The sequence below is a fragment of the Ekhidna sp. genome, from assembly GCF_963691765.1.
GTDB lineage: Bacteria > Bacteroidota > Bacteroidia > Cytophagales > Cyclobacteriaceae > Ekhidna.
The window spans coordinates 44,960-67,828 of the sequence record NZ_OY829375.1 but is presented as its reverse complement, the minus strand read 5'-3'; the positions used below and the strand labels follow the sequence as shown (position 1 = coordinate 67,828).

Genomic DNA, 22,869 nt, shown 5'->3' with positions numbered 1-22,869 from the left:
AGTTCGTAAATGTCCTTTCTTCGGTCTCTTAAGGCTATTCACACCTCCAAATTCATGTAGCTGCAAAGTTAGGCGAGCGTTTATTAGAATCGCTGATTCATGCGGATGCCAACAAACTTATGGAAGGTGGCTTCTGTTGTTTCTTTAGTTCTTCGATAATAGAGTAGTGCAAAATCAAACTTTGTCCAGCTAGCCATAACACCGGCTCTCATTTGGAAAACCCATGGTTCCTGAGTTTCAGTATATATAGATTCTTTTCCAATTAGATTACCCTCAATAGTTGCATTATATACTACGTATTCAAAACCTGGACTTATAAAGAAATAGAACTCATGGTTGCCAGGTCCTTTATTTTCTATACCAAGTACCCCATTATATTGAGTCGAATGCTGGAGCGGTTTAAATGTTCCAAAACGAATCATTAATTCTTGTCGGGCATGGGTAAAAGAAGTCCCTAACGCAATATTTGACTCAGTTATGAGATCTAGTGTCTCGCTATTCGCGATTTTTTGAGCATATGTCCAATACGTATTTACTAACGGGGCATCATTGATTTGATAATCCCACCCTAAAGGCAATTGCATCCCAAATGTCTTATGCCATTGATATTGAAGATCACCTGTTCTAAGTGAAGGTCCCATCCAGCCAACTTCTAGTTTCGCTTTAATGAATCCTTCTTTTTCTAAATAGTATTGATTTGATGCTGATAGCGTGATTTGTCCGGCATATGGCCTATCCATATCTTCTACATTTTCCCAAAAGAGATGTTTGGGACTGTATATTCTATGGTTTATGTCATAAGATCGGATAACCTTGACTATTCCTTGTTTATTGCGCGTTGAATCCAGCAGTCTTCTATATCGAATAGCGACACCGTTACTGTAATATTGATCCCTAGATAGATTTAAAGTATAGGCATCATTGTCATTTTCTACTTGCAGTTCTCTGGTTAGAATCTTATTCTGACCAAAGACTACTTCAAAAGTTAGACATAGAAGTATTGCGCAATAGAATCTCATTGTAGCGAAAATAGTAAGGATCAGAGATTTCATAAATAGTTTCAAGCTCAATAGTCGTGTGGTTGATATCTAAAAAATATGTTTAAAAAAAGAAGGCAACCTTTCGGTTGCCTTCTGATTAATATTTATATAAAACGATTAATAATCGATATTAAATCCCTCTGTTTAAATCGTATTCTTCAAGGTAGTCAGCAACTTTTCTGACGAACATTCCACCAAGGGCTCCATCTACCACACGGTGATCGTAGCTATGGGAAAGGAACATTTTACTTCTGATTCCAATCATGTCACCTTCTGGTGTTTCAATAACTGAAGGCTTTTTCTGTATCGCACCCAAAGCCATGATAGCAACTTGAGGTTGCATAATGATTGGTGTTCCCATTACGTTTCCGAATGATCCAACATTCGAAACGGTATACGTTCCACCTTGTAGTTCATCAGGTTTTAGTTTGTTTTCTCTAGCTCTTTTAGCTAGATCATTTACTTTCTTAGTGATTCCAACCAGGCTTAGTTGATCAGCATTATGAATAACAGGGACTATCAAATTTCCTGTTGGAAGTGCTGTAGCCATCCCGATGTTGATTGCTCTTTTCTTTACAATATTGTTTCCATCAACTTGAACATTGATCATTGGGAAATCTTTGATGGCACGAACAATTGCTTCAATGAGGATAGGGGTAAATGTTAATTTTTCACCTTCTCTATTCAAAAATTCGTTTTTCACTTTATTTCTCCAAGCCACAACTTTTGTTACGTCAGCTTCTACAAATGATGTTACGTGAGGAGATATATGCTTAGAAGCCACCATTCGTTCGGCGATCATCTTACGCATTCTGTCCATCTCGATGATTTCATCACCTCCATCCACAGCTACTGGCATTGGTTGATGAGATGCAGATTGCATTTTAGGTGCTGGAGCAGCAGCTGGCGCCGGAGCAGCACCTGGTTTTCTCGTTTTCACATAACCAAGGATGTCATTCTTGGTAACTCTTCCTTCTTTGCCTGAACCAGCTATAGATTCCAATTCAGCAACTGAAATACCTTCTTCTTTAGCGATACTTCTTACTAATGGTGAAAAGAATTTTCCAGAATCTGATGTTCTAGGTAGCGATGATCCATTACTAGCTGATGCAGTATTTATGGCAGTTTCTAAAATTTCTTCTGCTCTTTCTACAGGGCTATCTTCTTTTGGAGCAGAAGTAGGCGCTGGGGTAGAATCGCCTGCTTCGCCATCAGTTTCAATTATGGCAATTGGTTTACCAACTTCGATTACATCGCCTTCTTCGGCTAAAACTTCTTTGAGCACTCCGGCATGGGTGGCAGGAATTTCAGTATCTACCTTATCCGTAGCTACTTCAAGAATCGATTCATCTTCTTCAATCGTTTCTCCTACATTTTTTAACCATGCAAGCACGGTTCCTTCCATCACACTTTCGCCCATCTTAGGCATTACCATTTCTACAGTTGCCATATTATATTCTGTTTTAGGTTGTTTATTTCGTTCTCAAAGATAATAATTTTGTTAATCCTTATCTAAGTTTATTCTAATCATGTTTAGTGCTGCAATCGCACTGTATTGGATATTGATCTTTCTATCTTTTGTTAACTGCAATTTCTTAGCTACAGTTCTATTTTTATCTGAGTATCCAATCCATACTGTACCTACTGGTTTTTCCTTAGTTCCACCACCGGGTCCAGCAATACCGCTGATTGAAACTCCAACATCGCATCTGAATTCTTCCCGCACATTTTTAGCCAAAGCTAAAACAACAGACTCACTGACAGCCCCATCTTGCTCAAGGATTTTTTCATCAACCTTTAATTGTTCGTTTTTCAGTTGGTTAGAGTAAGGCACAAATCCACCCTTGTACCACTGCGAGCTACCTGGAACAGATGTGATTTTATGCGATAAGAATCCTCCAGTACAACTTTCGGCAACTGCCAATGTGTAATTACGGTCTTTAAGCATTCTACCAATTGCTTCTTCAATCTCTTCATCATCAAAGCCATACACATACTTATCAATAAGTGGCAAGAGATTGTCAATTTGCCCTTGAACCTCTTCTTTTCTACTGTTATCTGCGGCAGAAGTTGTTAGCCTCAATTTTACATTACCCATTGTTGGTAAATATGCAAGTTTGAGATGAGTAGGTAGGTTGTCTTCCCAATCTTTGATTTTTTCTGCAAGCATTGATTCTGGAATGCCAATTGTTCTTACCATTCGATGGTAAATCCCATCTTTATTATACTTCTCAGTGAGCTTTGAGAGGATGGTGTCAGACATCATTCTTTTCATCTCAAAAGGCACTCCTGGCATGGATACGATGACTTTACCATTTCTTTCAAACCACATAGCTGGAGCTGTTCCAATTGGGTTTTGTATAGGCGTGCAATTGGCTGGTAAATCAGCTTGCTGTTCATTTAAAATTGACATCTCTCTGCCAGCCTTGGCAAATAGGTTTGCGATATTGTCCAATATATCATCATGCCTGATTAGATGTGTGTCGAAGTATTCAACCAAACATGGTTTGGTGAGGTCATCATTAGTTGGACCTAGACCACCGGTTATCAAAATGATATCCGCTCTATTTTCGGCATAAGCGAGGCTATTAAGAATCTCTTCTTTAACATCACCAATTGTAATCTTTTGAATAACTCTGATGCCTAAATTGTCCAGTTCGCCGCTGATCCAGTGAGAATTAGTATCTAGTGTTTGTCCGTAAAGAATTTCATCCCCAATGGATATTACTATTGCTGTTGCAGGCATATGATAATGATGAAAATTTCTGTTGGTTTTAAAGCGGCAAAAATAACTTTTACATACCGAAGTAGAATGTTAATTCACTCGCAATGTCGTTCAAGGACTTCATAGTCTACAGGATTATTTAATTTCGCATAAAATCATCTACTATGTTGACGGATCTGCAAATAGATAAACTGGAGCGTTTTTTTTACGTCCTGGATTATGATAGGAATGGAATTATTGAAAAAGAGGATTTTATAGGAATTGCCGAAAACCTCTGCATACTTTGGAGAATAAGAGAAGGAGAAGAGAAGTACGATCTCATTAAATCTCGATTCGAAGAAGGATGGAATCATTTCAATTTATTTGTAAACAACAATGATGGCAAAGCCAATTGGGATCATTGGATTCATTTTGCTGAACAAGTAATCATCAATGGTGATGCTGATATTTTTGGTAGCTATGTTGATGAATTTGTAGGTGAAATCTTTGACAATTTTGATACCGATAATGATGGATATATCAATTTGGACGAATACATCGATTTATTAGTTGGATATAGAATCGAGGTGAGATTTGCTGCGAAATCATTCAGAAAGCTAGATAGAAATCATGATGATCTCATTAGCAGAGGTGAACTGATTAGTGCGGTCAAGGAATTCTTCCGAAGTGATGACCCTGAGGCCCCTGGCAACTGGCTATTTGGACGTGGTGTCCTTGCTGCTGACTAACGGGATATTATCCTTGTTAATTTTCACTTTCACCTTACCTTGAGTCATTAGTTCTCTGAGCAATCTTTCCAGCGGAAAGATCATAAATGCTATCACTGCGTCTAGTAAGAAGTCTGCAACTGGTGTACTCTTGAAGCTAAACATCGATCCAATAGCACTTTGGAGAAATTCAATGATCAAGACTAATGTTAGTAGTGTTAACCCACCTCGAAGCAATCTGTTTTTTGAACTATCCTGATTGAGTTTGGTAGAGTAATAAACTAATCCTCCAAAGAAAATTATTTGAATTGCGTAAAACCATGGGGTCTGCCAATAGGGTGGCTTCACCGTAAATTTCATCACTTCACCTTCTTCGATTCTGCCAAAGGCATCTCTCGCTCTTACTTTCAAAGTATAGCTGCCCTCTGGTAAGAAACTGAAATCTATTGATTTACTTTTTGCCCACTCTGACCAATCATTGGGAAGGCCTTCTAGTTTATACTGAAATTCTGGATTGAGCAGCCCTAAAAAGTCAGGTTTAGAGAGTTCAATATTCAAGAAGTTTTCATCGTAATTGAGTGTAAACTTTTTTGTATGGTCTAACTCGCCGCCTTCATTTGATACTCGCCTTAGGAAAAAGTTAAAACTTGCCATTCCATCTGCTTTAGAAGGATCGTATTTTAGGATGTCATTGGATTGCGTAATCAACCAGAGTTGATTTGAATTTTGATCAATGGATATAGCGCGTAGATCAGGAAATAGACCTAAATATTCTAGTTTTTCTCGACTGCCATCTTTTTTAAGATGAGCCCAAATTTTACCATTAAAAACCCATACGCTTTGCTCTACCGGGTCGTATAAATGATGAGTCGGTTGACCCAATTCTTTTTTCAAGTCAATGTCTTCGACCACTTTGTCCGAGGCAACATCATAGTAGAAAAATCCTTGAGAATTTATAAAGTAAAGTGTGTCCTGTCTATTTAGGATACTTACATTATCCAGGAATATATTATTCAAATCAAAGGTTTGATCTATATTGAATGTAGTGTCACTTGCTGAGGTTTTGTAGATAGATCCTGACCCAGCCATCCATATACTTCCATTCTCATCTTCTTGAATATTAACTATGATGTCGTTCATGGCAGTACTCGATTGTTCTATCCAAACATTATTTTCAAGTCTAAAAACCTTTAAATCAAGATCGGAGGTACTAATGATCAGTTGATCGTTGCTATTAACCATAAATGATCTCGCACTTTCAGGAATGATGATTTCTGCTCCTTTTTTAGTTAGTTCGTAGATACCGGTGGTACTAATTCCAAGTATTTTGTTTTTATAGGGAATGACTGATAGGAACTTACCGTTGGCTCCATTTACTTGTTTGAATGTATAATTGATATCTACTGGAACCTTCTTAACCTTTCTTACATACTTGACATTTTTGTCGAGTTTGCCTTTTACATTTTCTACATTATTGCCGTTATCAAACAAATTTGAAATACCATTGAATAACCCTTTTTTGTTGGTAGTACTTGAGTTCTGAGCACGCTTCTTTTTGCCGAAAAGACGTTTCAACCCTGTCTTTTTTTGGTCTTCAGTTGAAGTGGATCTTGAAACTTTAGTGCTGCTTTTTTTCTTTTTACGTTGAACTTCGTAATAGACTTTATTTTCAAAAATGGTATCTCTATCAAAGTAGAAAAGACCTAAACTAGTGGTTACCCATAAGTCGTCGTTGTAATTCGAAACGCTGGTTAGATTTCCATTCAAACCTAGAAATTGTGAGTAACTATATGCTGGGAAAAGAGGAGCAATCTGAGTGATCCCAAATTGGTGAGCGACCCATATGCTATTAGAATTATCAGCATGTATGGTATAAACTTCATTATCTGGAAGCCCTGAACTATAGTTGGTTACTTCAGCATACTTGGCATCGTTTTCATTGAAAAGAATCAGTCCATTTTCAAAAGTAGCACAAGCGAAAAGCGAATCATTTAACCATTGAATTTCTTTCACACCATATCCTGTCTCTTCTAGAAATTTATTTTGAGGCAACTTCTTGAATTCAAAATCTTCATATGTGTATAGCTTTTGATCAAAGCCAATTATTAAATCTGGTTTTCCATTACTTCTATTGGAGTATGCTACTTTTTTGGCTGGATTAATGAGTGTTAATGAGTCATTTATGACAAATGTCTCTTCATCTGAACTGTTGATAATCATTTCATCATCCAGTTCGTACATGTTTAAAAAACTTCCTTTATGATGTTGGTATTCGTCTTTGCTTATATCATAGACTATCAAGTTATTACTCCCAAGGAAATATGCTTTACCTCTCAAGTAATGAGTCTCTAGAAATAAATCATCAAGTGTGTCTGTTTCCAAGATTGACTTGAATTGAATTTTTCTTTCATGAAAGTCTATCAGCCCAATACTTCCTATGCACCCTACGAATACAACATCACTAGAATCAACAGCTATGGATAATGCAGCAGAAGGTGTTTTATAAAAATCCCATGCCTCTCCATCATACTTTAGTACTCCTGATCTATTCGCAATACATAGTCGACCATTGCTGTCGCTAATGATTTCAAAATTGGAATTATCTATATTAGAATGTTGAGGGAAGTGATCTGTCAATAAAAAATCCCCTTGTTGTGCAAAGGAGAATGAGACGAGAATTAAAAGTGCTGCGGTAGTGATATATCTCATGTTCCCGAAATTAATTCATGTAGATTGAAAAAAGCCATAAACCATATTATCAAATCAATAGCTGGCTTTGTATTGCTTTTTAATATCCTAGCCTTGATATGGGTGATCATCTATTCTTTTATTCCGATACCAATTACTAAACTGATGGTGATTGAAAGCCAATCAAAAGAGGTGAAATATGAGTGGAGAAATTTAGAAGATATCTCGGGTAAGCTGCAATTGGCTGTAATGTGTGCTGAGGATCAATTTTTTTTGGTACATCAAGGCTTAGATTTTCGATCTATCCAAAAGGCCTCAGAAGCAAATACTAAAGGAGGTAACGTACGAGGTGCAAGTACGATAACACAACAAGTAGCTAAAAATGTGTTTCTCTGGCCAGATCGAACATGGCTTAGAAAGGCATCCGAACTTTACTTTGCATTACTCATTGAAATGGTGTGGAGTAAGGAGCGAATTATGGAGGTGTATCTCAATGTTGCTGAGTTTGGTAATGGAATCTTTGGAGCAGAAGCGGCTTCTCAAACTTTTTTTAAAAAGTCTGCAGCAGAGCTATCAACTACACAAGCGGCTAGACTTGCGGCAGTCTTACCTAGTCCTAGAAAGTACTCCGCTACAAATCCTAGCAAGTATGTTCAGGGGAGGGTAGTTTGGATCAAACAGCAAATGAAATACTGGGGATATAAAATGACTTATGATAAAGATTTTGTGGAAAAAATGATTCAATAATTACTCATCATCAATCACCAGCTGCGCTTCATAATCAATATTATTAATTCGCACTTTTAGGATGTATAGCCCGGGCTTTACACTGGTAAAGTTTATTTGACTCTTAGGAGTTTGAATGTTTGATATTTCCTTGCCATCCATACCAAAAAGCCACACCTCTTCGATCTTTTCTAATGATTGAATATTAACTAAACCATTTGTTGGATTAGGGTAAACTTCCAGCTTTGATTTTTCATTAATAGATAGGACTGGTGTAAAATCCAGATTGAGTGTATCTGTATTTTGACACCCTGAAGTAGTTCGTACTTCTAAAACGATTTGGTAAAGTTCATTATTTAGGAAAAATGTTGGTGCTTCTGAAGTTTCAGAGAGGATACCATTGATGTACCAAGATTGGGTGTCAATTTCATCCTCAGTATTAATAGATAAATCAACCTTATTTTTTTCTCCAACTACCGAAATCTCATGATCTATCTCAAATTCTGCAGAGCTATTTGTAATATTTACTTCTATTGGCATTCCAGGTAAGCCATCATCCAGGTTTACCACATAAATTTGACTATATGAATTAGTTACAAGTTGAGTTCCTTTTTTTATTAAAGTAGTTAATTCTTCATCTTCATAGAATCCAAAGTAAACTCCATTTTGAGGTCGAATCTTTACTTGTTGTTCAAAACAAGAAAATAGATCATCCTGTGACGCAAAAGGTGAAGTGCTAATCAAAACATCAGAGTCAATGTTTTTTGTACAATTATCCGAACTATTAATTTCTAATTGAATATTTATTGTACCGGCTTCTGCCGGGATGGACAATTTATTTTCTGATCCTTCGATTTCGCCATCAATTCTCCAGATAAGCGAAGATCCGCTCGCAATTTCGTTTGCCTCTAAAACAATTTGGTGATCAGTTGTTGTCGTGTCGGGTCTGTAAGATAAAGTTCCATTGACCTCCAGAACATCAATATTTATCGCCGTTCGACTGCTTTCGAATGATCCGTAGATGCCTGAAACATAAACAGTGGTATCATGTGAAATCGATTCTAATGTCACATTGAAACCACTTAAGCTTGGCGTTTCATTATTTTCTAGTACATAAACATTCAAGCTTTCGGCTGATGGATCATTTAATATTACATCTTCATTTGGACAAATGATAACATCTGAGAACGTAGGGGAGGACGGCCTATTTGCTACTACCAAATCTCTTGTAAAGGAATCAATGCAGCCAAGAGAATTTTCCACTTCTAAGCTTATTGTATATGTGCCAGGTATTGAAAATGAAAGCGATGGATTTTGAATGTTGGAAGAGGTACCCTGATCAAAGTCCCAATCCCATGAAATAGCATCTAAACTCTCATCTGTAAACTGCACAACATTGGTGGTGGGATTGTCGAGATATAAGGTGTCAGTGGACATAGAAAATTCAGCGATCTCGTTGAATAACTTAACCTCAAGTGCGAAAATGTCTGATGGATATCCGTTATCAAGATTCTTCACATAAAAGGTTGTGTCTTTGGTGATGGTAGCAGGTATGAAACTAGAACCTATTGAAATGAGATCTTGCCCTAAAGGATCTTCATAAAATTCGAAAGTGTCACCTTCAGCTGGATCAACAGTAAGAGAAGATCCGGCACAGACGGAGAACGTTTCCAACACTCTTGGAAATAGTAGAAAATTATCAAGTTGACTGTTGGCATTCGTAAATACGGATTCAAGGCCGGTTCTCGAATCAGATACCGCATAGATTACATCAATGAATTTTTCTTCGAATGGGTCTAGTTGATTGATGGTAATTCCACTTATTGAAGCAACGTCATTTCCATCGCCTTCATTTCCTGCGGTAGCGATATCCTGTGTTACTAAATAATTGTATTTATCAAATTCACTAAACACTCCATTTACATCTGAACTATTCCCATTAAAGTCAGCCATATCAATCGCGCTGTATTCAAAATTATCTCCACCTTTTACTTTAATTCCAGCGAATACTGAGCTGCTATTATTCCTTGCAAACATGTAGTTATTTACAATGTCATACTCTGCATAATTGGAGGTGGCATCATCAAGATCCCAATCATTGAAAACACCAAACGAAACGTTAGAAAGCGCAGAAAGTGAATTGTTTACAATTCTATAGCGAATGATCAGGAAGTCTTCATTATCCCATGAGATATTAGATTGTTCAATCAGAATTGATTTGTTGAGATCTGTAAATTCTGAATACCCGAAATGATCAGCACCTGGATGGTTGTAGAGTTTGTAATATTGTTCAATACTAAAATCCTGATCTCTGGATAGGTCTGAATAGTTTGAAATAATATTATCTGAAACATTGGAGGAGTTAGTCGTTAAAACAATTCCAGAATAATAAATCAACGTATCGTTAAAATGTCTGAATCCACCACCTTCGAATGGTTGGTAATTATTGAATCCTAAATCTCCATCTCCACTTATTGTCAGGTTTACAATGTCATTGCCAAAATCAACATAGTCTGGCGACGTGGTAACACTTAGATATTGGAAGTCATTGTAACCACTTGCTGTGTAGTCTAACCGGATTGCTACTTCAGTATCGGGCTGGATGTCGTCGTTTAATATGATTGAAAATGAAATATTTTCGGTATCATGAGTATTCATAAATCCCGGATTGAAACTACCACTTGAGATACTAAAATCATTTTCTGGAGAAGTAATAGCTATTAATGGTGCATTAATTGGAGAAAGGTGATTGGTTACTGTCACAGAAAAATCAACTGTGTCTCCAAAAAACACATATTCACCAAAACTAGAAGTCAAAACAGGGTTCTCTGCTCTTAGGGACCTAACATTCGATTCACTCACCGCACGAAGCGCATTTAATCTACCTTTTCCAAGTTTACCGTCATATATTGAATTGCTTCCAACATCATAAACATCATCAGCGGTTGCTCTTATGCGTTCCATTATTTGTACTGCCGTAAGGCTGGGGAATTGGTCTTTAACCAGTGCAGCAGTTGCAGCAACCAATGGTGAGGCAAAAGATGTTCCTGGGCCACCATTTGAATAACCATTTCCATTTACTGTTGAGTACATCGAAACTCCAGGAGCAATAAGGTCTACGGCGTGATTAAATGTAGAACCAGAAGATTTATTGTCCGCTGCGTCGGATGCTCCTACGGACAAGACATTGTCGTAGCTTGCTGGATACCATCTGTTTTCTTCAGTGCTTTTTCCTCCCTCATTTCCTGCTGCAGCTACAGCTATCATATTTTTCTCTAATACTACATAGTTGATAATGTCCTGTTCGGATTGTAATGGAGATCCCATTCTTCCCCATGACAGGTTTACTACCTCAAAACCATTTTCAGCAGCATATAATATTGCATCATAAAGCCCTCCGCTCACACCTGTGGAAGATTTAAATCCCTTTAATGCAGCCACTTTTGTGTTGTAACCCACACCGGCAATTCCTACATCATTATTTGTTGATGCCCCAGCGATGCCTGCTACAATCATTCCATGGTTGCCATTTTGGATCGAAGGGTCTGTATCCTCATCAGCAAAATCATAGCCATAGTAATCATCAATATATCCATTATTGTCATTATCGATGCCATCAACAGGATCATCTATATTAATCCATAAATTGGTTTCTATGTCTTCATGATCCAGGTCGATTCCTGAATCAATAATTCCAATGGTAATATCATCGTCTCCTTTTGTAATATCCCAAGCATCGAATGCTCTGATATTATCCAAATAGAATTGATTGGATATTAGCGCATCTGAGGGGTCTGCTAGAGGAACATAGGTTAAGATTGGATCTGCATATTGAATGTCAGGATTTTTAGATCTTAATTCATTGCAGTAATCTAAAGATGTCATTCCTTTTGGCACCTTCACCTTCATGATTCCATTGGAATTGTTAGAAGGCTTTGTTTTAAACAGCGGTTTTGATCCTGGGAATTTAGTGAGGTCAGGATCCGATCCATATTTAAATTTTATATACACCCATTCGGAGTTAATTTCTTCATTTAAGAAATCACTTGCTTTTAATAACTGAGGTTTTTGAGCCACAGCATTTATGCATAGAATTAAAAATAGAGATATGTAAATAAGTTTTTTCACTAAGTCACTCTCAGTTTTCTAACTGCCTTCGCTGCCGCACTTGGCCAAAATCGCTTAAGATAGATTCCCATTTTCTCTTTTAATCCACCAATGTATGCTTCGTTCTTTTTCACCTCAATGGCTCTAATGATCAATTTGGCGCATTTCTTTGGCGCCATTCCAGACTCTTGTCCAGGATCCATCCTGTTTTGTTTGCTACCATCTCCAACCAATGCATTGTAGGATATGTTTGTTTTAATATATCCAGGTAGTACAATGGTAACCCTTATGTTGTCTTTATGATGTTCTGCTCTTAGCGCATCATAGAACCCATGCAATGCATGCTTTGAAGCGCCATAGCCAGATCGATAGGGTGTATTGATTATGCCAACCGTTGAAGTCACCACTACATGATGACCACTTTTTCTTTCGACCATTCTCGGCAATAATTGCTTGGACAGTGTGATAGACCCGAAGTAATTAACTTCCATCAATCTTCTGTCTACGTCTAAAGAGGTGTTTAGAATCGTGTCTCTTTGACTAATTCCGCCATTATTGACTAGAATATCAATATCACCGAAAAACGTTACTGCTTCTTTAGCTTTTTGGGTTAAAGAAAAATTGTCTTCCAGGTCAATTGTTAGGATCTCAACAGTATCTGATTGACAGTTTGACTTTACTCTTTCTAGTTCTTCTCTTCTGCGAGCTGAAATAATGAGTTTTGCTCCTTTAGCTGCAAGTTGATATGCAAGTTCTTCACCAATGCCAGAGCTAGCACCTGTAAGCCAAACTACCTTATTCTTTATTTTCGACACGATTTGCTTTATTGTTTTCTACAAATACATAGATACTATATACTCCAACCGCTGTTCCAAACGGGAAACTGAATATAGAAATACAACCTGCAATTAAAGCGATAGTTACTCCCCAATTTTTTTGTTGCAATAAGCCTATACCCCCAATGATAGATGGGAGTGCAGAGAATATAAGAAGTAGGATGAAAACTGTCCGAACAATTGATTCAACAAGAATAAGGACTTTGTCAGCATCATTTCCAACCTCATCAGCAATTTCCTCAGCGATGAATGGAAACAACATAGTTACAAAGCTGCCAATGAATAGAAATGTTATCGCCAGAAGTAACCCATAAACTATATGAATGACTCCTAATGTCTTCTTATGTGCTTGAATATCCATGATTATTATTTTTTAGAATATACTACGAAATCAAATGAAAATGCATGTTTATCATCTGTTGGATGATGCTCTCGAGACTGCTCTTTCCAGATAGAAGTATCGAAACTTGGAAATGTAACTTGCCCCTCAAATGAGCCATTAATTTCCGTCAGATATATACGATCAGCAAAATCAAGACCCATACGGTAAATTTCACCTCCACCAATTATGAATGCTTCTTCTTCTCCATTGTCTTTAGCTATTTCTAATGCTTCCTCTAAAGACTTGACTACTGGTTGACCTTTAGCTTCATAGCCATTTTGTCTTGTGATAACGATATTGGTTCGTCCAGGCAGAGGCTGAAAGGAATGTGGAAGTGATTCCCAGTTTTTCCTACCCATTATTACATGGTGACCTTTAGTAGTATCCTTGAAATATTTGAAATCATCCGGTAGGTGCCAGGGGATATCGTTGTCTTTGCCAATGACTCTGTTGCTTCCCATCGCTGCTATCATAGAAATGATCATAATCCGTTTTTCTTCTTTTTACGTATAACAATAAAATTAATCACACCATGCTAATAGCATTAACACTTTTTATTTTCATTTCAGTATTTGGCAATGTTTGTATTGCTAAATACCAGAAATTAAGCTTCCATGATTGGATTGTTTTGTCCCTTCTATTGGTCCATTGAGTTGGCCGATTCAATATTTAGCAACTAAGGATTCTTAGTCTTTAAATTGATATCCTCTCAAGAAGTCCTCGATTGGCATTCTTTTTTTGCCTTGCAATTGGAGATTCAGAATATTTAATGTTCCTGTCTTAGTATTTACTCTTAAATAGGTCTTCCCATCTGAATAGAATTCTCCAGCTGGTTTATTGGTACCAGTTGAAGATTCTTCTACTTCAAAAATTTTAAGCGTTTGATCTTCGAATTCAGACCATGCCGCTGGATATGGTGAAAGTCCACGAACAAAGTTCTTTATTTCCTTTGATGGTTGTTCCCAGTTGATTTTGCAATCATCTTTGAAAATTTTAGGTGCTGCCTTCAACGCTAAAGTAGCGTCTTGTGGAGATTGTGGATAATCGCCATTTGAAATCGAATTCACTGTTTTGAGCACTAATTCGGCTCCTATATTCATCAGCCGTTCATACAAACTTCCGACGGTATCAGTAGGTAGTATTGTCTCTTTTTGTTGAAAAATGATCTCACCTGTATCTATTTCATGCTTTAAGAAAAAGGTAGTAACCCCTGTTTCGGTTTCGCCATTTATAATAGCCCAGTTTATTGGTGCTGCTCCGCGATATTGTGGAAGTAACGATGCATGGAGATTGAATGTGCCGAGTGAAGGCATGTCCCATACTGAGACAGGTAGCATTCTAAAAGCTACTACTATTTGAAGATCTGCTTCGTAGCTCTTCAATTCTTCAAGAAACTCTGGAGATTTTAGATTCGTTGGCTGCAAAACAGGTAAGTCAGCTTCAAGAGCAAACTCTTTGACTGCTGACATACCCAGTTTTTTTCCTCTGCCTTTTGGCTTGTCAGGCGCAGTAATTACTGCGACGACATTCACATTGTTTTTAACTAATGTTTTAAGGCTAGCTGCTGCAAAATCTGGAGTGCCCAGAAATACAATTCTAAGATCTTTGCTCATGTTGGTGCAAAGAAACCAAACCTAGACTTAATCTATAAGTGATCTTAGAGCTAATGAAAATGATTTTTCAGCACCATCCTGATTGATAACCAAATCAACAGTTTCTCCTTCCATTTTCAGCATCTTTTTAATCTCGGCAAGATTTACTTCCAGCATACTTTTACCATTGATTCTGATTAACTCACTGTCTATTTTGATGCCGGCCTCTGATGCAGGGCTATTTTCAAAAACTTGATGTATTAAGACTTTGCCTTTATCTCTGGAAAGTTGAACATCAATACCGCTGCAGTTTACTTTGAAATTTGCATCGTATGTCACATCCTTCTCTAGATAAAGCATTTTAGTACCGTAATCAAGCGTGAAGTTGTACATTCTCAAAATTTGAGATCCTATAATCCCTGCAACTTTTTTGTCCGCTTGAATGCCACTTTCAGCTGCACTAATTCCGATTGGCAAATCTTCGATTGTCTGATTTCCGAATTTGAAAGACTTAACGTGACCTTCGTAGTGTGGGGTTTCATATTCACCAAGACCTTTTACTAAGTAGTTATAGTGTTTACCAGTTTTATGAATTACATCCCATTGCTCAGCATATGGCGAATTGAAGTCAAGAGTAGTTCCAGCTCCTGTCATCACGAAGAATGTGCCGTCGTGTGGTTCATCATTGTTCAGTACTACGGTTCCTTCAATCACGGGTATTGAAACATGTAGCGTGAATGGAATTGCATCGCCACGCTTTGGAGAATTACTATGATCATAGATATTCATTGTTTTCGTGTCGAAATTCACATAAACAGAGTGATGTCTTAGCAGGTCATAACCTATGATTCCATCAAGGTCCATGCCTAAGCTTATTTCTAAATGGTCAAGATCTGTTGAATAAACCTTAGTATTTTTCTCCATCAAGAAGTGGTTGATCGCAATGGTGTTATGCTTAATTAAATGCCAAGCTGAAGAAGCTTGGTTCATTTCAATCTCTTTACCAGCAAGACTTAATGTCTCTGCTACATCATCGTCAATTACTGTATATCCTGAACCGGTATCAAAAATGAAATCAAGTGGTTCTGAATCATCCACACTGACTTTAATTATGATATGATCTCCGAAAAGTTCGAAAGGAATACTTGTGATAGGCGCTTGAGCCAATGAGTTAAAGGCAAAAGCTATGCATAGTAGGTAGGTAAGTTTCTTCATGACTTTGGTTTTTTGAATGACTTGATGAAGTTAAAAAGTTTCCTCGACAAAGATTGCAAAATGTCGTCATATGCTCAAATAAAGATTCTTAACAAAGGATTAATTATTTGAGTCCTATTAGTTTGAGATGGTTTGTTAGCTAACTATTTGAACATTTTTTATTTTCATGGTGTTGAGCGATCAAAATAACACTTAATTATGAGCAAAAGAGTTTGGCTAATCACTGGCTGTTCTACTGGATTTGGTAGAGAGTTGGTTAAAATCGTATCTGAGCAAGGAGAAATAGCTATAGGAACAGTTAGAAACGAAAATCAGATTAAAGATTTAGAAGCAATAAATCCTGATTTGGTAAAAGGAATTGTTCTTGATGTCCAAAAGCAAGATACGATTGATACAGCTTCTGCATTTATAAGCAAAGAGTTTGGTAGACTTGATGTACTCGTTAACAACGCTGGATATGGAACACTGGGTCCCATTGAAGAGACCTCTGAAGAGGAGGTGCAAAGGCAATTTGATGTTAACGTTTTTGGATGTGTTCGAATGATCAAACTTGCTCTACCTTTCATGCGAAAGCAGAGAAGTGGTAATATTCTAAATATCACTTCCATTGCTGGACTCAATGGTTTTCCAGGTGTAGGTATTTATAATGGAAGCAAGTTTGCCCTTGAAGGAATAGGAGAGGCATTAGCTGCAGAAACAAGACATATTGGGATTAATGTTACCAATATTGAGCCTGGTCCGTTCCGGACAGATTGGGCTGGAAGGTCAGCTACTTTCAATGAATCTTCTATCCCAGAATACAATGAGACTGCAACGAAAAACATGGATAGTATTCGAGAGGTAAGTGGAAATCAAATTGGAAATCCTGTTCGCGCAGCTCAAGCCATGTATGAGGTTACCACGATAGAAAATCCACCTGTTCATTTGCCGTTGGGTGGACCAGCTTATAAACGTGTTGCCATTCGTCTTCAGGAGTTCAAAGAAGAGATTGATAAATTTAGAGAGCTAGGAAGACCAACTGATTTTACTGAAGAGGAACTCAAAGCAATGGAAAACTAATTGTCACAGCAACAAAGCTTTCCAATATTACATTCTAAGTGTCTTACGAAGTTTTGTAGATACTGAGGGCTTTTTTCATCGGACAGGGTAATTGCACTCCATGTCCGATGAATTCCCCTTTTAGTGACTGGAACCAACGCCAACTTATTGTCGTCAAGGTATGGCTCCACAATCCATTTTGCCATCACATTGATTCCCATACCAGCCTTAACCATTTCCACCACCGCTTCTGTGACTTGCACTTGCATGACCCTATTTGGTTTTACTCCTTCAGGAATTAAAACCTGAGAGAATAAAGAGACAGATTCCAATGGGTAGGAGTGGATGATGATATTCTCTCCCTCAAAATCTTTCGCTTGAACATAGGGCTTCTTTGTCCATGGATGTCCTGCTGGAACCAATGCAAAAACCTCATCTCTGAAGAGTTCATGATAGTCAATGTTTGGTCTGTTTGAATTTTCATAAATGATAGCAAGATCAATCTTACCTTCAAGTATTTGATCTTCAACATCGGCATCATTGTTATGGAAAATTTCAATTTCTACATTAGGGAATTCTTTCTTAAAATCATTCATCAATGAAGGGAGCCAATGATAGCATGTGTAGCATTGAGTTGCTAGTCTTAGTGTGCCACTCGTTCCAGAGACATATTTTTTAATGGACATCTCAGTTCGCTCCAAGTCTTTAAGAATTCGTTCAGCAGATTCTAATACCATCTTTCCAGCATTGGTTAAGATCAACTGCTTATTTACACGATGAAATAACTGGGTACCAAGCTGACTTTCAATTTCTTTCAATTGATGGCTTAATGCAGATTGTGATAGAAAAAGTGAGTCTTTAGCCTTGGTTAGACTTTTTGTTTCTGCAACCTCGCGGATCAACTTAAGATGTCTTATTTCCATAATACGATATTAGTAAAATTCATTCTAATTATAAAATCAATTCATCCAATTAATAGTTCTTTCGTGATTTAATAGCGTTCAATTTGATTAAGATTTAAAACGCTATATCATGAAACTAAAGAATGCACACCTGCTTATTTTATTGGCGAGTCTCTGGGGACCTTCATTTTTATTCATCAAGATTGCGGTTGAGCAAGTACCGCCAATCATGTTGGCTGCCTTAAGGATTGGAATTGCCGCCTTATTTTTAAATGCCTTTCTATACTTAAAAGGACATAGGCTACCGTTCGATCTAGATTTTTGGAAGAAGACTTTTATAGCTGGATTTTTCGCTCAAGCACTCCCGTTTGTTCTAATTAACTGGGGTGAGCAATTTGTAGATAGCTCATTAGCATCAATTCTTAATGGTCTGGTTCCTCTTTTTACAATCATCATTGCGCATTTTCTTGTTGCGGAAGAGAAGCTTACCCAAACCAAATTAGCAGGAGTGGTCATAGGATTTATTGGTTTGATGGTGTTGGTTATGCCTAGTTTATTAAATGGAGTTGAAGGCAGTTTGTCTGGAATTGTTTCTATTACAATTGCAGCATTTAGCTATGGAATAGGGCTTTCATATATCAGGAAAAATTTTGTAAATACTCCTTCATTTACTGCGCCTGCAGCACAGCTTTTATCTGTAAGCACCTATTTGATTCCCATAGCTCTTATAGCATATCCTCAGTTTGATTATGAAATGCTTAGCAGTGATGTGATTGGATCAATCTTGGCCCTGGCATTTTTTGGTACAGCAATAGCATTTATTGTGTATTTCAAATTGATAGAAAGATCGGGAGCAGGGTATGCTTCTCTTGTAACCTACCTGATGCCAATTTACGGTGTGATGCTTGGTGTATTATTTCTAGATGAAAAAATAACCATATGGATACTATTTGGTGCCATTTTAATACTTCTAGGAATACGAATTACAAAGAAGACTGGTCTTGTAAAGTCAAGGACTTTCAATTTAAATATTGATCGTGCGCTTTTCACCAAGTTTCGATAGATATGCTGTCTTTAAATATGAAGTACATACTAGTGTTAATGCTAGTGCTTCAAAACTTTACAGTTGTGAGTCAGCCAAAAGTTAATTGGACAGAATATTTTGATAGACAGAATGAGTTAGCATCAGAATTAAAAAATCCTTGTGCTACAATTTGTATTTCATTGCTGAACCAGGAGATAATTGAGAATGAAATTGAGCCAATCGGAATTACGCACAATCCATCAATTGATTTCAATATTTATTTGACATTCAATAAGAAGGTAACTTCAGGGTTACGCACTTCTATTGACTTATCTCTGAATTATGTAGGGATAATGAATGTAAGAAGTGTAATAACGTTGCGGGGTAAGCAGCGATGAAACGAACTAAAACTTTGATTTCAAAAATCCTTCAATAGATTTTTGATCAAGATTTAATGCTTCAAGCATTTTTACGGCAGCAGCTTTATTCTTTTTGTAAGCTTCTTTGAATGCTTCATACTGACCAGTTACTTTTAGTCTTTGCATGATAGTCATCCCAACGAAATTGGATTGTATGGTGCTCATTATATTAACTAGGGTTTAGTTTCATTTTGGTAGCTCATTTGAAAGCCAATTTTATTACCGGCTCCCAGTGACTGCGTTTTTTCAAGTTTCTCCTTCACCGTGATACCACGGATATTTGGAAAAGGCGGTACTACAAGATCATTCTCTGCAGCTTGGCTAATTATTAATGTGATCAAAACATTTAAATCTACTTTTTTCAGCGGCTTTGCTGATGCAGATTTAAACATAAATCCTACTTGCCTATCACCTTCAACGATAAAATGGTTCTCACTGTTTACCAGAAGGCGTGCTAAAAGATAGCCGGGATCATTTAGTCGATTAAACTCAAAAGAATCGGCCATGAAATTGTATACATTTATTTGACCCAAGTATTTGCGAAGTGGTTGGTCTGCGACGTAAGAACTTTTGTTATAATCGTAATCTTTTGGCAAAGTGATGATGTTGGTGTGTAATACGAATACCAAAAGATCTCCAGCAATTCGAATGTGAAACTCGTGATCGCTAATCGACTCTACCTTAAGTTGGATGTCTTTGTCCCTTTTTTTGGTTTTGTCTCGTATGTCTTTCACCAATTTGGATGCTTCTTCTTTGAGCTCCTTGAAAGCGGCACAGATATTCCGGTAGGCCTGTTGCTTAATTGACGACTTACTCAGTAAGAGATCAACAATATGTTCTGTAGGGTTTTGACTCATTATTGCACTTGTTGATGTAGAGCTACTCTATTTCCTTCACAATCTTCGAAGTGAGCAACGAATCCGTGTTCTCCAATACTCATTTTCTCATTCAAAACTTTGCCTCCTGAAGATGTGATTTTAGGCAATACATCATTGATTTCAGGAACAGAGAAATATACCATTGTGCCCTTATGAGACGGTATATAGCTTTCTTGCTTGATTAAAGTGCCTGTGGCACCACTCGCATCAGTTTCAAATGGAAAGAAGGACATGACCGAATTACCCATCTCCATATTTTCAGCCATTTGAATGTCAAAGATGGATGAGTAAAATTCTTTTGCTCGGTCCATGTCGTTGACTGGAAGTTCAAACCAATTAGCTCTCATTTTAATTAAATTTTAGTGTCTATAATGTTAACCCAATTCCAAACCTCACCTGATAGTCTCCACCAAAATACCTCACTGTCGAGTCTCTTTCGGTTTGCTCTCTTAATGGAATAGCTGGATTTTCTATTCGCGTTTCATTTCTATTTAAGCGGACTGTGGATAGCACAAGATGTGTTTCGAAAAATACTTTTTTAGTCATATTGAATTGAAATCTAGGTATTAAATCCAATGAGGCCCCCACGCTTGAATGTCTTCTGTCAAATGTCAAAGGATTGGACGGAGATATATTCTCTTTGAGTAGGTAAGGAGATACGCCCATACCAATAGCTACATTGATTTTGGATGAAACGCTCTTTAGGTAATTATAGCTTAGTCTGATTCTAAATTCACGTGTTTTTATATCACCACCATCTAATGATCCAGATGAATTTGGGATTGCTTCACTTTCATTGGCCTGTATATTAAACCTGTCAAGTTCAAATTCTAAGAAACGATCACCTTTTACAATTGATACAGATGCAGAGCTTAGAATGCTATGCGAGTTCATATTCTTTCGAACCTCAATAGAATTTGCATCAACATCAAAATGGTTGATTCCAGAAAATGCTTTTATCTGAAAACTCTTCTCTTTTTCCTGAGCAAAAACATATAGTCCAGCAGTTAGCGCTAATGCAAAGAATATAATTCTGAGTTTCATTTTAATCTATTTCAAGAATGTGATAATTTCTTGTTGTATGTATAAGAAATTGCCCAAAGTGCCAATGCAATCACTGCACCCATATGCTCTCCATCATTTGCTGATAAATGTCCTTCTAACGCTAAGATGAAATCAAGTAAAAAGCCAAAGTAAGCCCATTCTTTCAGCGTCTTTGATTTGTTGGACCAAATAGCAATTAAGCCGAGTATCTTGAGAACCGCTAGCGGTATTACTATTCGTTCATTGTATCCCAACGCAACGAATATCTTAGAAATGCCTTCGGTATTTATGAAATACATGCTAGCAGATAGGGTCATTAGAATACTTAGAAGCCCAGTTGATACCCAATAAATTATCTTATTTCTCTTTTCCATTATATGTTCATTTATAGCTTAGATACTTTTCTCTTACTAATTTAAATTTAGTTAGATCATCTTCCCATGAATTTCTTATTTCTTGTTCGCTCATTCCAGCTTCTATTTGCTCTTGTAGTTTATCTGTTCCAGCTAAGAGTTTAAAATAGTCGTTGAAAAAATCTTCTCTCTCCATAATAGCATATGCGTCAATTAATGGTCGAAGCGAGAATTGATAGCTTGGTTTTTCACCAATCCAGGATTTGCCATAGCATACCAAATCTTCGTAAGGAGGCCATTTAGCGCCTTCCCTTGAAACGGGTGTAAAGCTATGTTGTGCAGAAGGGTATTCAGGATGTCCGATTTGTTGAAATGCATATTCGGTACCTCTACCTACAGACATTATTGTGCCTTCAAAAAGGCAGAGACTAGGATAGAGAGAAATGCTAAGGTCATCAGGAAGGTTCGGTGAGGGTTTTACTGGCAGTGAATAGGGCATTGCGTGATTCCAATTTTTCATGTTAATGACATTGAGATCACACTTCACACCATTTCCCAGCCAACCTTCTTCGTTAAACATTCGAGCTAGTTCTCCAACTGTCATTCCGTGAACAATTGGGATTGGAACAATGCCAACAAAAGAAGAGAATTCAGTTTCTAATACTGGACCATCGACATAACTGCCATTTGGATTTGGCCGATCCAGTATGAGCACTGGGACTCCATTTTCTGCGCATGCTTCCATTACATAATACATAGTGCTTATGTACGTGTAGAAACGTGTTCCAACGTCTTGGATATCGAAGACAACCACATCCAGGTCTTTTAACTGCTCTTTACTTGGTTTTTTATTTTTTCCATAAAGAGAAATTAGCTCGTATGGTGCTTCTACAGAATCATAGTCGATTTTAGCACCATCACTGACTGTGCCTTTGAAACCGTGCTCAGGTGTGAAGACTTTTGTTAAGTTGATTCCTGAATGGAGTATTGTATCTGTTAGATGAGTTTTCTCAATTAAAGAACTGTGATTGACAGTAAGTCCGACTCTTTTATTGGCAAGCAAGGGAAAATACAGGTCTGTTTGATCTGCCCCAGTAAGTACATTATTCTCATTTTTTTGAGAAACGGAAGCACAACTAAATGTGAATAGTAAGCAAATTATGAAAACACGTATCATATTAAATCACAAGTTA

At 37.3% G+C, this 22,869-nt stretch carries 22 protein-coding genes; 5 read left to right on the top strand and 17 right to left on the bottom strand.

The features are described from left to right. Positions 1-83 precede the first annotated feature (83 nt). The 3 genes from ACY650_RS00355 to ACY650_RS00345 form a co-directional block, all read right to left on the bottom strand. Positions 84-1,019 (bottom strand): lipid A-modifier LpxR family protein, encoded by a 936-nt coding sequence (locus tag ACY650_RS00355; protein WP_462250586.1) that lies wholly within the window; start codon positions 1,017-1,019, stop codon positions 84-86. A 151-nt stretch (positions 1,020-1,170) separates the two neighbouring features. After that, positions 1,171-2,490, bottom strand: a complete 1,320-nt coding sequence (locus ACY650_RS00350; RefSeq protein ID WP_462250584.1) for a dihydrolipoamide acetyltransferase family protein — start codon at positions 2,488-2,490, stop codon at positions 1,171-1,173. A 51-nt stretch (positions 2,491-2,541) separates the two neighbouring features. After that, complete coding sequence (locus ACY650_RS00345; RefSeq protein WP_462250582.1) at positions 2,542-3,786, bottom strand: competence/damage-inducible protein A; 1,245 nt, start codon at positions 3,784-3,786, stop codon at positions 2,542-2,544. Between the two features lie 143 nt (positions 3,787-3,929). On the opposite strand from ACY650_RS00345, the gene ACY650_RS00340 reads away from it, so the two are divergent. Beyond that, a complete protein-coding gene (locus ACY650_RS00340; RefSeq protein ID WP_462250580.1) occupies positions 3,930-4,493 on the top strand; it encodes an EF-hand domain-containing protein in 564 nt (187 codons plus the stop codon). Here ACY650_RS00340 and ACY650_RS00335 read toward each other — a convergent pair. Further along, the gene (locus ACY650_RS00335; RefSeq protein WP_462250578.1) at positions 4,461-7,181 is read right to left on the bottom strand and encodes a triple tyrosine motif-containing protein; all 2,721 of its coding nucleotides are present in this window, start codon (positions 7,179-7,181) and stop codon (positions 4,461-4,463) included. The two genes, ACY650_RS00340 and ACY650_RS00335, sit on opposite strands and share 33 nt — an antisense overlap. A 24-nt stretch (positions 7,182-7,205) precedes the next feature. Between ACY650_RS00335 and mtgA the strand changes: the two genes are divergently transcribed. Further along, positions 7,206-7,907: a monofunctional biosynthetic peptidoglycan transglycosylase gene (gene mtgA, locus ACY650_RS00330; RefSeq protein ID WP_462250576.1), complete on the top strand. Its 702-nt coding sequence runs from the start codon at positions 7,206-7,208 to the stop codon at positions 7,905-7,907. Here mtgA and ACY650_RS00325 read toward each other — a convergent pair whose 3' ends face one another. The 6 genes from ACY650_RS00325 to ACY650_RS00300 all read right to left on the bottom strand — a co-directional run bounded on the left by ACY650_RS00325 (position 7,908) and on the right by ACY650_RS00300 (position 16,018). After that, positions 7,908-12,014: a S8 family serine peptidase gene (locus tag ACY650_RS00325; protein WP_462250574.1), complete on the bottom strand. Its 4,107-nt coding sequence runs from the start codon at positions 12,012-12,014 to the stop codon at positions 7,908-7,910. Next, the gene (locus ACY650_RS00320) at positions 12,014-12,808 is read right to left on the bottom strand and encodes an SDR family oxidoreductase (RefSeq protein WP_462250572.1); all 795 of its coding nucleotides are present in this window, start codon (positions 12,806-12,808) and stop codon (positions 12,014-12,016) included. Before ACY650_RS00320 ends, ACY650_RS00325 begins: the two co-directional genes overlap by 1 nt. After that, positions 12,789-13,190 (bottom strand): hypothetical protein, encoded by a 402-nt coding sequence (locus tag ACY650_RS00315; RefSeq protein ID WP_462250570.1) that lies wholly within the window; start codon positions 13,188-13,190, stop codon positions 12,789-12,791. Before ACY650_RS00315 ends, ACY650_RS00320 begins: the two co-directional genes overlap by 20 nt. 5 nt (positions 13,191-13,195) lie before the next feature. Continuing rightward, positions 13,196-13,696 carry a dihydrofolate reductase gene (locus ACY650_RS00310; RefSeq protein ID WP_462250568.1) on the bottom strand — a complete coding sequence of 167 codons (501 nt, stop codon included), beginning with the start codon at positions 13,694-13,696 and terminating at the stop codon, positions 13,196-13,198. A gap of 201 nt (positions 13,697-13,897) precedes the next feature. Continuing rightward, positions 13,898-14,824 (bottom strand): methionyl-tRNA formyltransferase, encoded by a 927-nt coding sequence (fmt, locus tag ACY650_RS00305; RefSeq protein WP_462250566.1) that lies wholly within the window; start codon positions 14,822-14,824, stop codon positions 13,898-13,900. 27 nt (positions 14,825-14,851) lie between these two features. Beyond that, positions 14,852-16,018 (bottom strand): aspartyl protease family protein, encoded by a 1,167-nt coding sequence (locus tag ACY650_RS00300; RefSeq protein ID WP_462250564.1) that lies wholly within the window; start codon positions 16,016-16,018, stop codon positions 14,852-14,854. A 198-nt stretch (positions 16,019-16,216) separates the two neighbouring features. Between ACY650_RS00300 and ACY650_RS00295 the strand changes: the two genes are divergently transcribed. Continuing rightward, the gene (locus tag ACY650_RS00295) at positions 16,217-17,077 is read left to right on the top strand and encodes an oxidoreductase (RefSeq protein WP_462250562.1); all 861 of its coding nucleotides are present in this window, start codon (positions 16,217-16,219) and stop codon (positions 17,075-17,077) included. On the opposite strand, the gene ACY650_RS00290 is transcribed toward ACY650_RS00295, so the two are convergent. After that, positions 17,074-17,979, bottom strand: coding sequence for a LysR family transcriptional regulator (locus ACY650_RS00290; RefSeq protein WP_462250560.1), 906 nt, complete (start codon positions 17,977-17,979; stop codon positions 17,074-17,076). The two genes, ACY650_RS00295 and ACY650_RS00290, sit on opposite strands and share 4 nt — an antisense overlap. A 109-nt stretch (positions 17,980-18,088) precedes the next feature. Here ACY650_RS00290 and ACY650_RS00285 point away from each other — a divergent pair, with 109 nt between their 5' ends. Next, a complete protein-coding gene (locus tag ACY650_RS00285; RefSeq protein ID WP_462250558.1) occupies positions 18,089-19,021 on the top strand; it encodes a DMT family transporter in 933 nt (310 codons plus the stop codon). 17 nt (positions 19,022-19,038) lie between these two features. Next, positions 19,039-19,380 (top strand): hypothetical protein, encoded by a 342-nt coding sequence (locus ACY650_RS00280; RefSeq protein ID WP_462250556.1) that lies wholly within the window; start codon positions 19,039-19,041, stop codon positions 19,378-19,380. A gap of 6 nt (positions 19,381-19,386) precedes the next feature. On the opposite strand, the gene ACY650_RS00275 is transcribed toward ACY650_RS00280, so the two are convergent. Genes ACY650_RS00275 through ACY650_RS00250 form a run of 6 tightly spaced genes read right to left on the bottom strand, consistent with a single transcriptional unit; the run spans position 19,387 to position 22,853 of the window. Further along, the gene (locus ACY650_RS00275; protein WP_462250554.1) at positions 19,387-19,566 is read right to left on the bottom strand and encodes a hypothetical protein; all 180 of its coding nucleotides are present in this window, start codon (positions 19,564-19,566) and stop codon (positions 19,387-19,389) included. 8 nt (positions 19,567-19,574) lie between these two features. Beyond that, positions 19,575-20,258, bottom strand: a complete 684-nt coding sequence (locus ACY650_RS00270; protein ID WP_462250552.1) for a hypothetical protein — start codon at positions 20,256-20,258, stop codon at positions 19,575-19,577. Next, complete coding sequence (locus ACY650_RS00265) at positions 20,258-20,626, bottom strand: VOC family protein (protein WP_462250550.1); 369 nt, start codon at positions 20,624-20,626, stop codon at positions 20,258-20,260. Before ACY650_RS00265 ends, ACY650_RS00270 begins: the two co-directional genes overlap by 1 nt. A gap of 19 nt (positions 20,627-20,645) precedes the next feature. Then, positions 20,646-21,323 carry a hypothetical protein gene (locus ACY650_RS00260; RefSeq protein ID WP_462250548.1) on the bottom strand — a complete coding sequence of 226 codons (678 nt, stop codon included), beginning with the start codon at positions 21,321-21,323 and terminating at the stop codon, positions 20,646-20,648. Positions 21,324-21,334: 11 nt separating this feature from the next. After that, the gene (locus ACY650_RS00255; RefSeq protein WP_462250546.1) at positions 21,335-21,697 is read right to left on the bottom strand and encodes a DoxX family protein; all 363 of its coding nucleotides are present in this window, start codon (positions 21,695-21,697) and stop codon (positions 21,335-21,337) included. A 7-nt stretch (positions 21,698-21,704) separates the two neighbouring features. Next, positions 21,705-22,853 (bottom strand): exo-beta-N-acetylmuramidase NamZ family protein, encoded by a 1,149-nt coding sequence (locus ACY650_RS00250; RefSeq protein WP_462250544.1) that lies wholly within the window; start codon positions 22,851-22,853, stop codon positions 21,705-21,707. Positions 22,854-22,869: the final 16 nt, after the last annotated feature.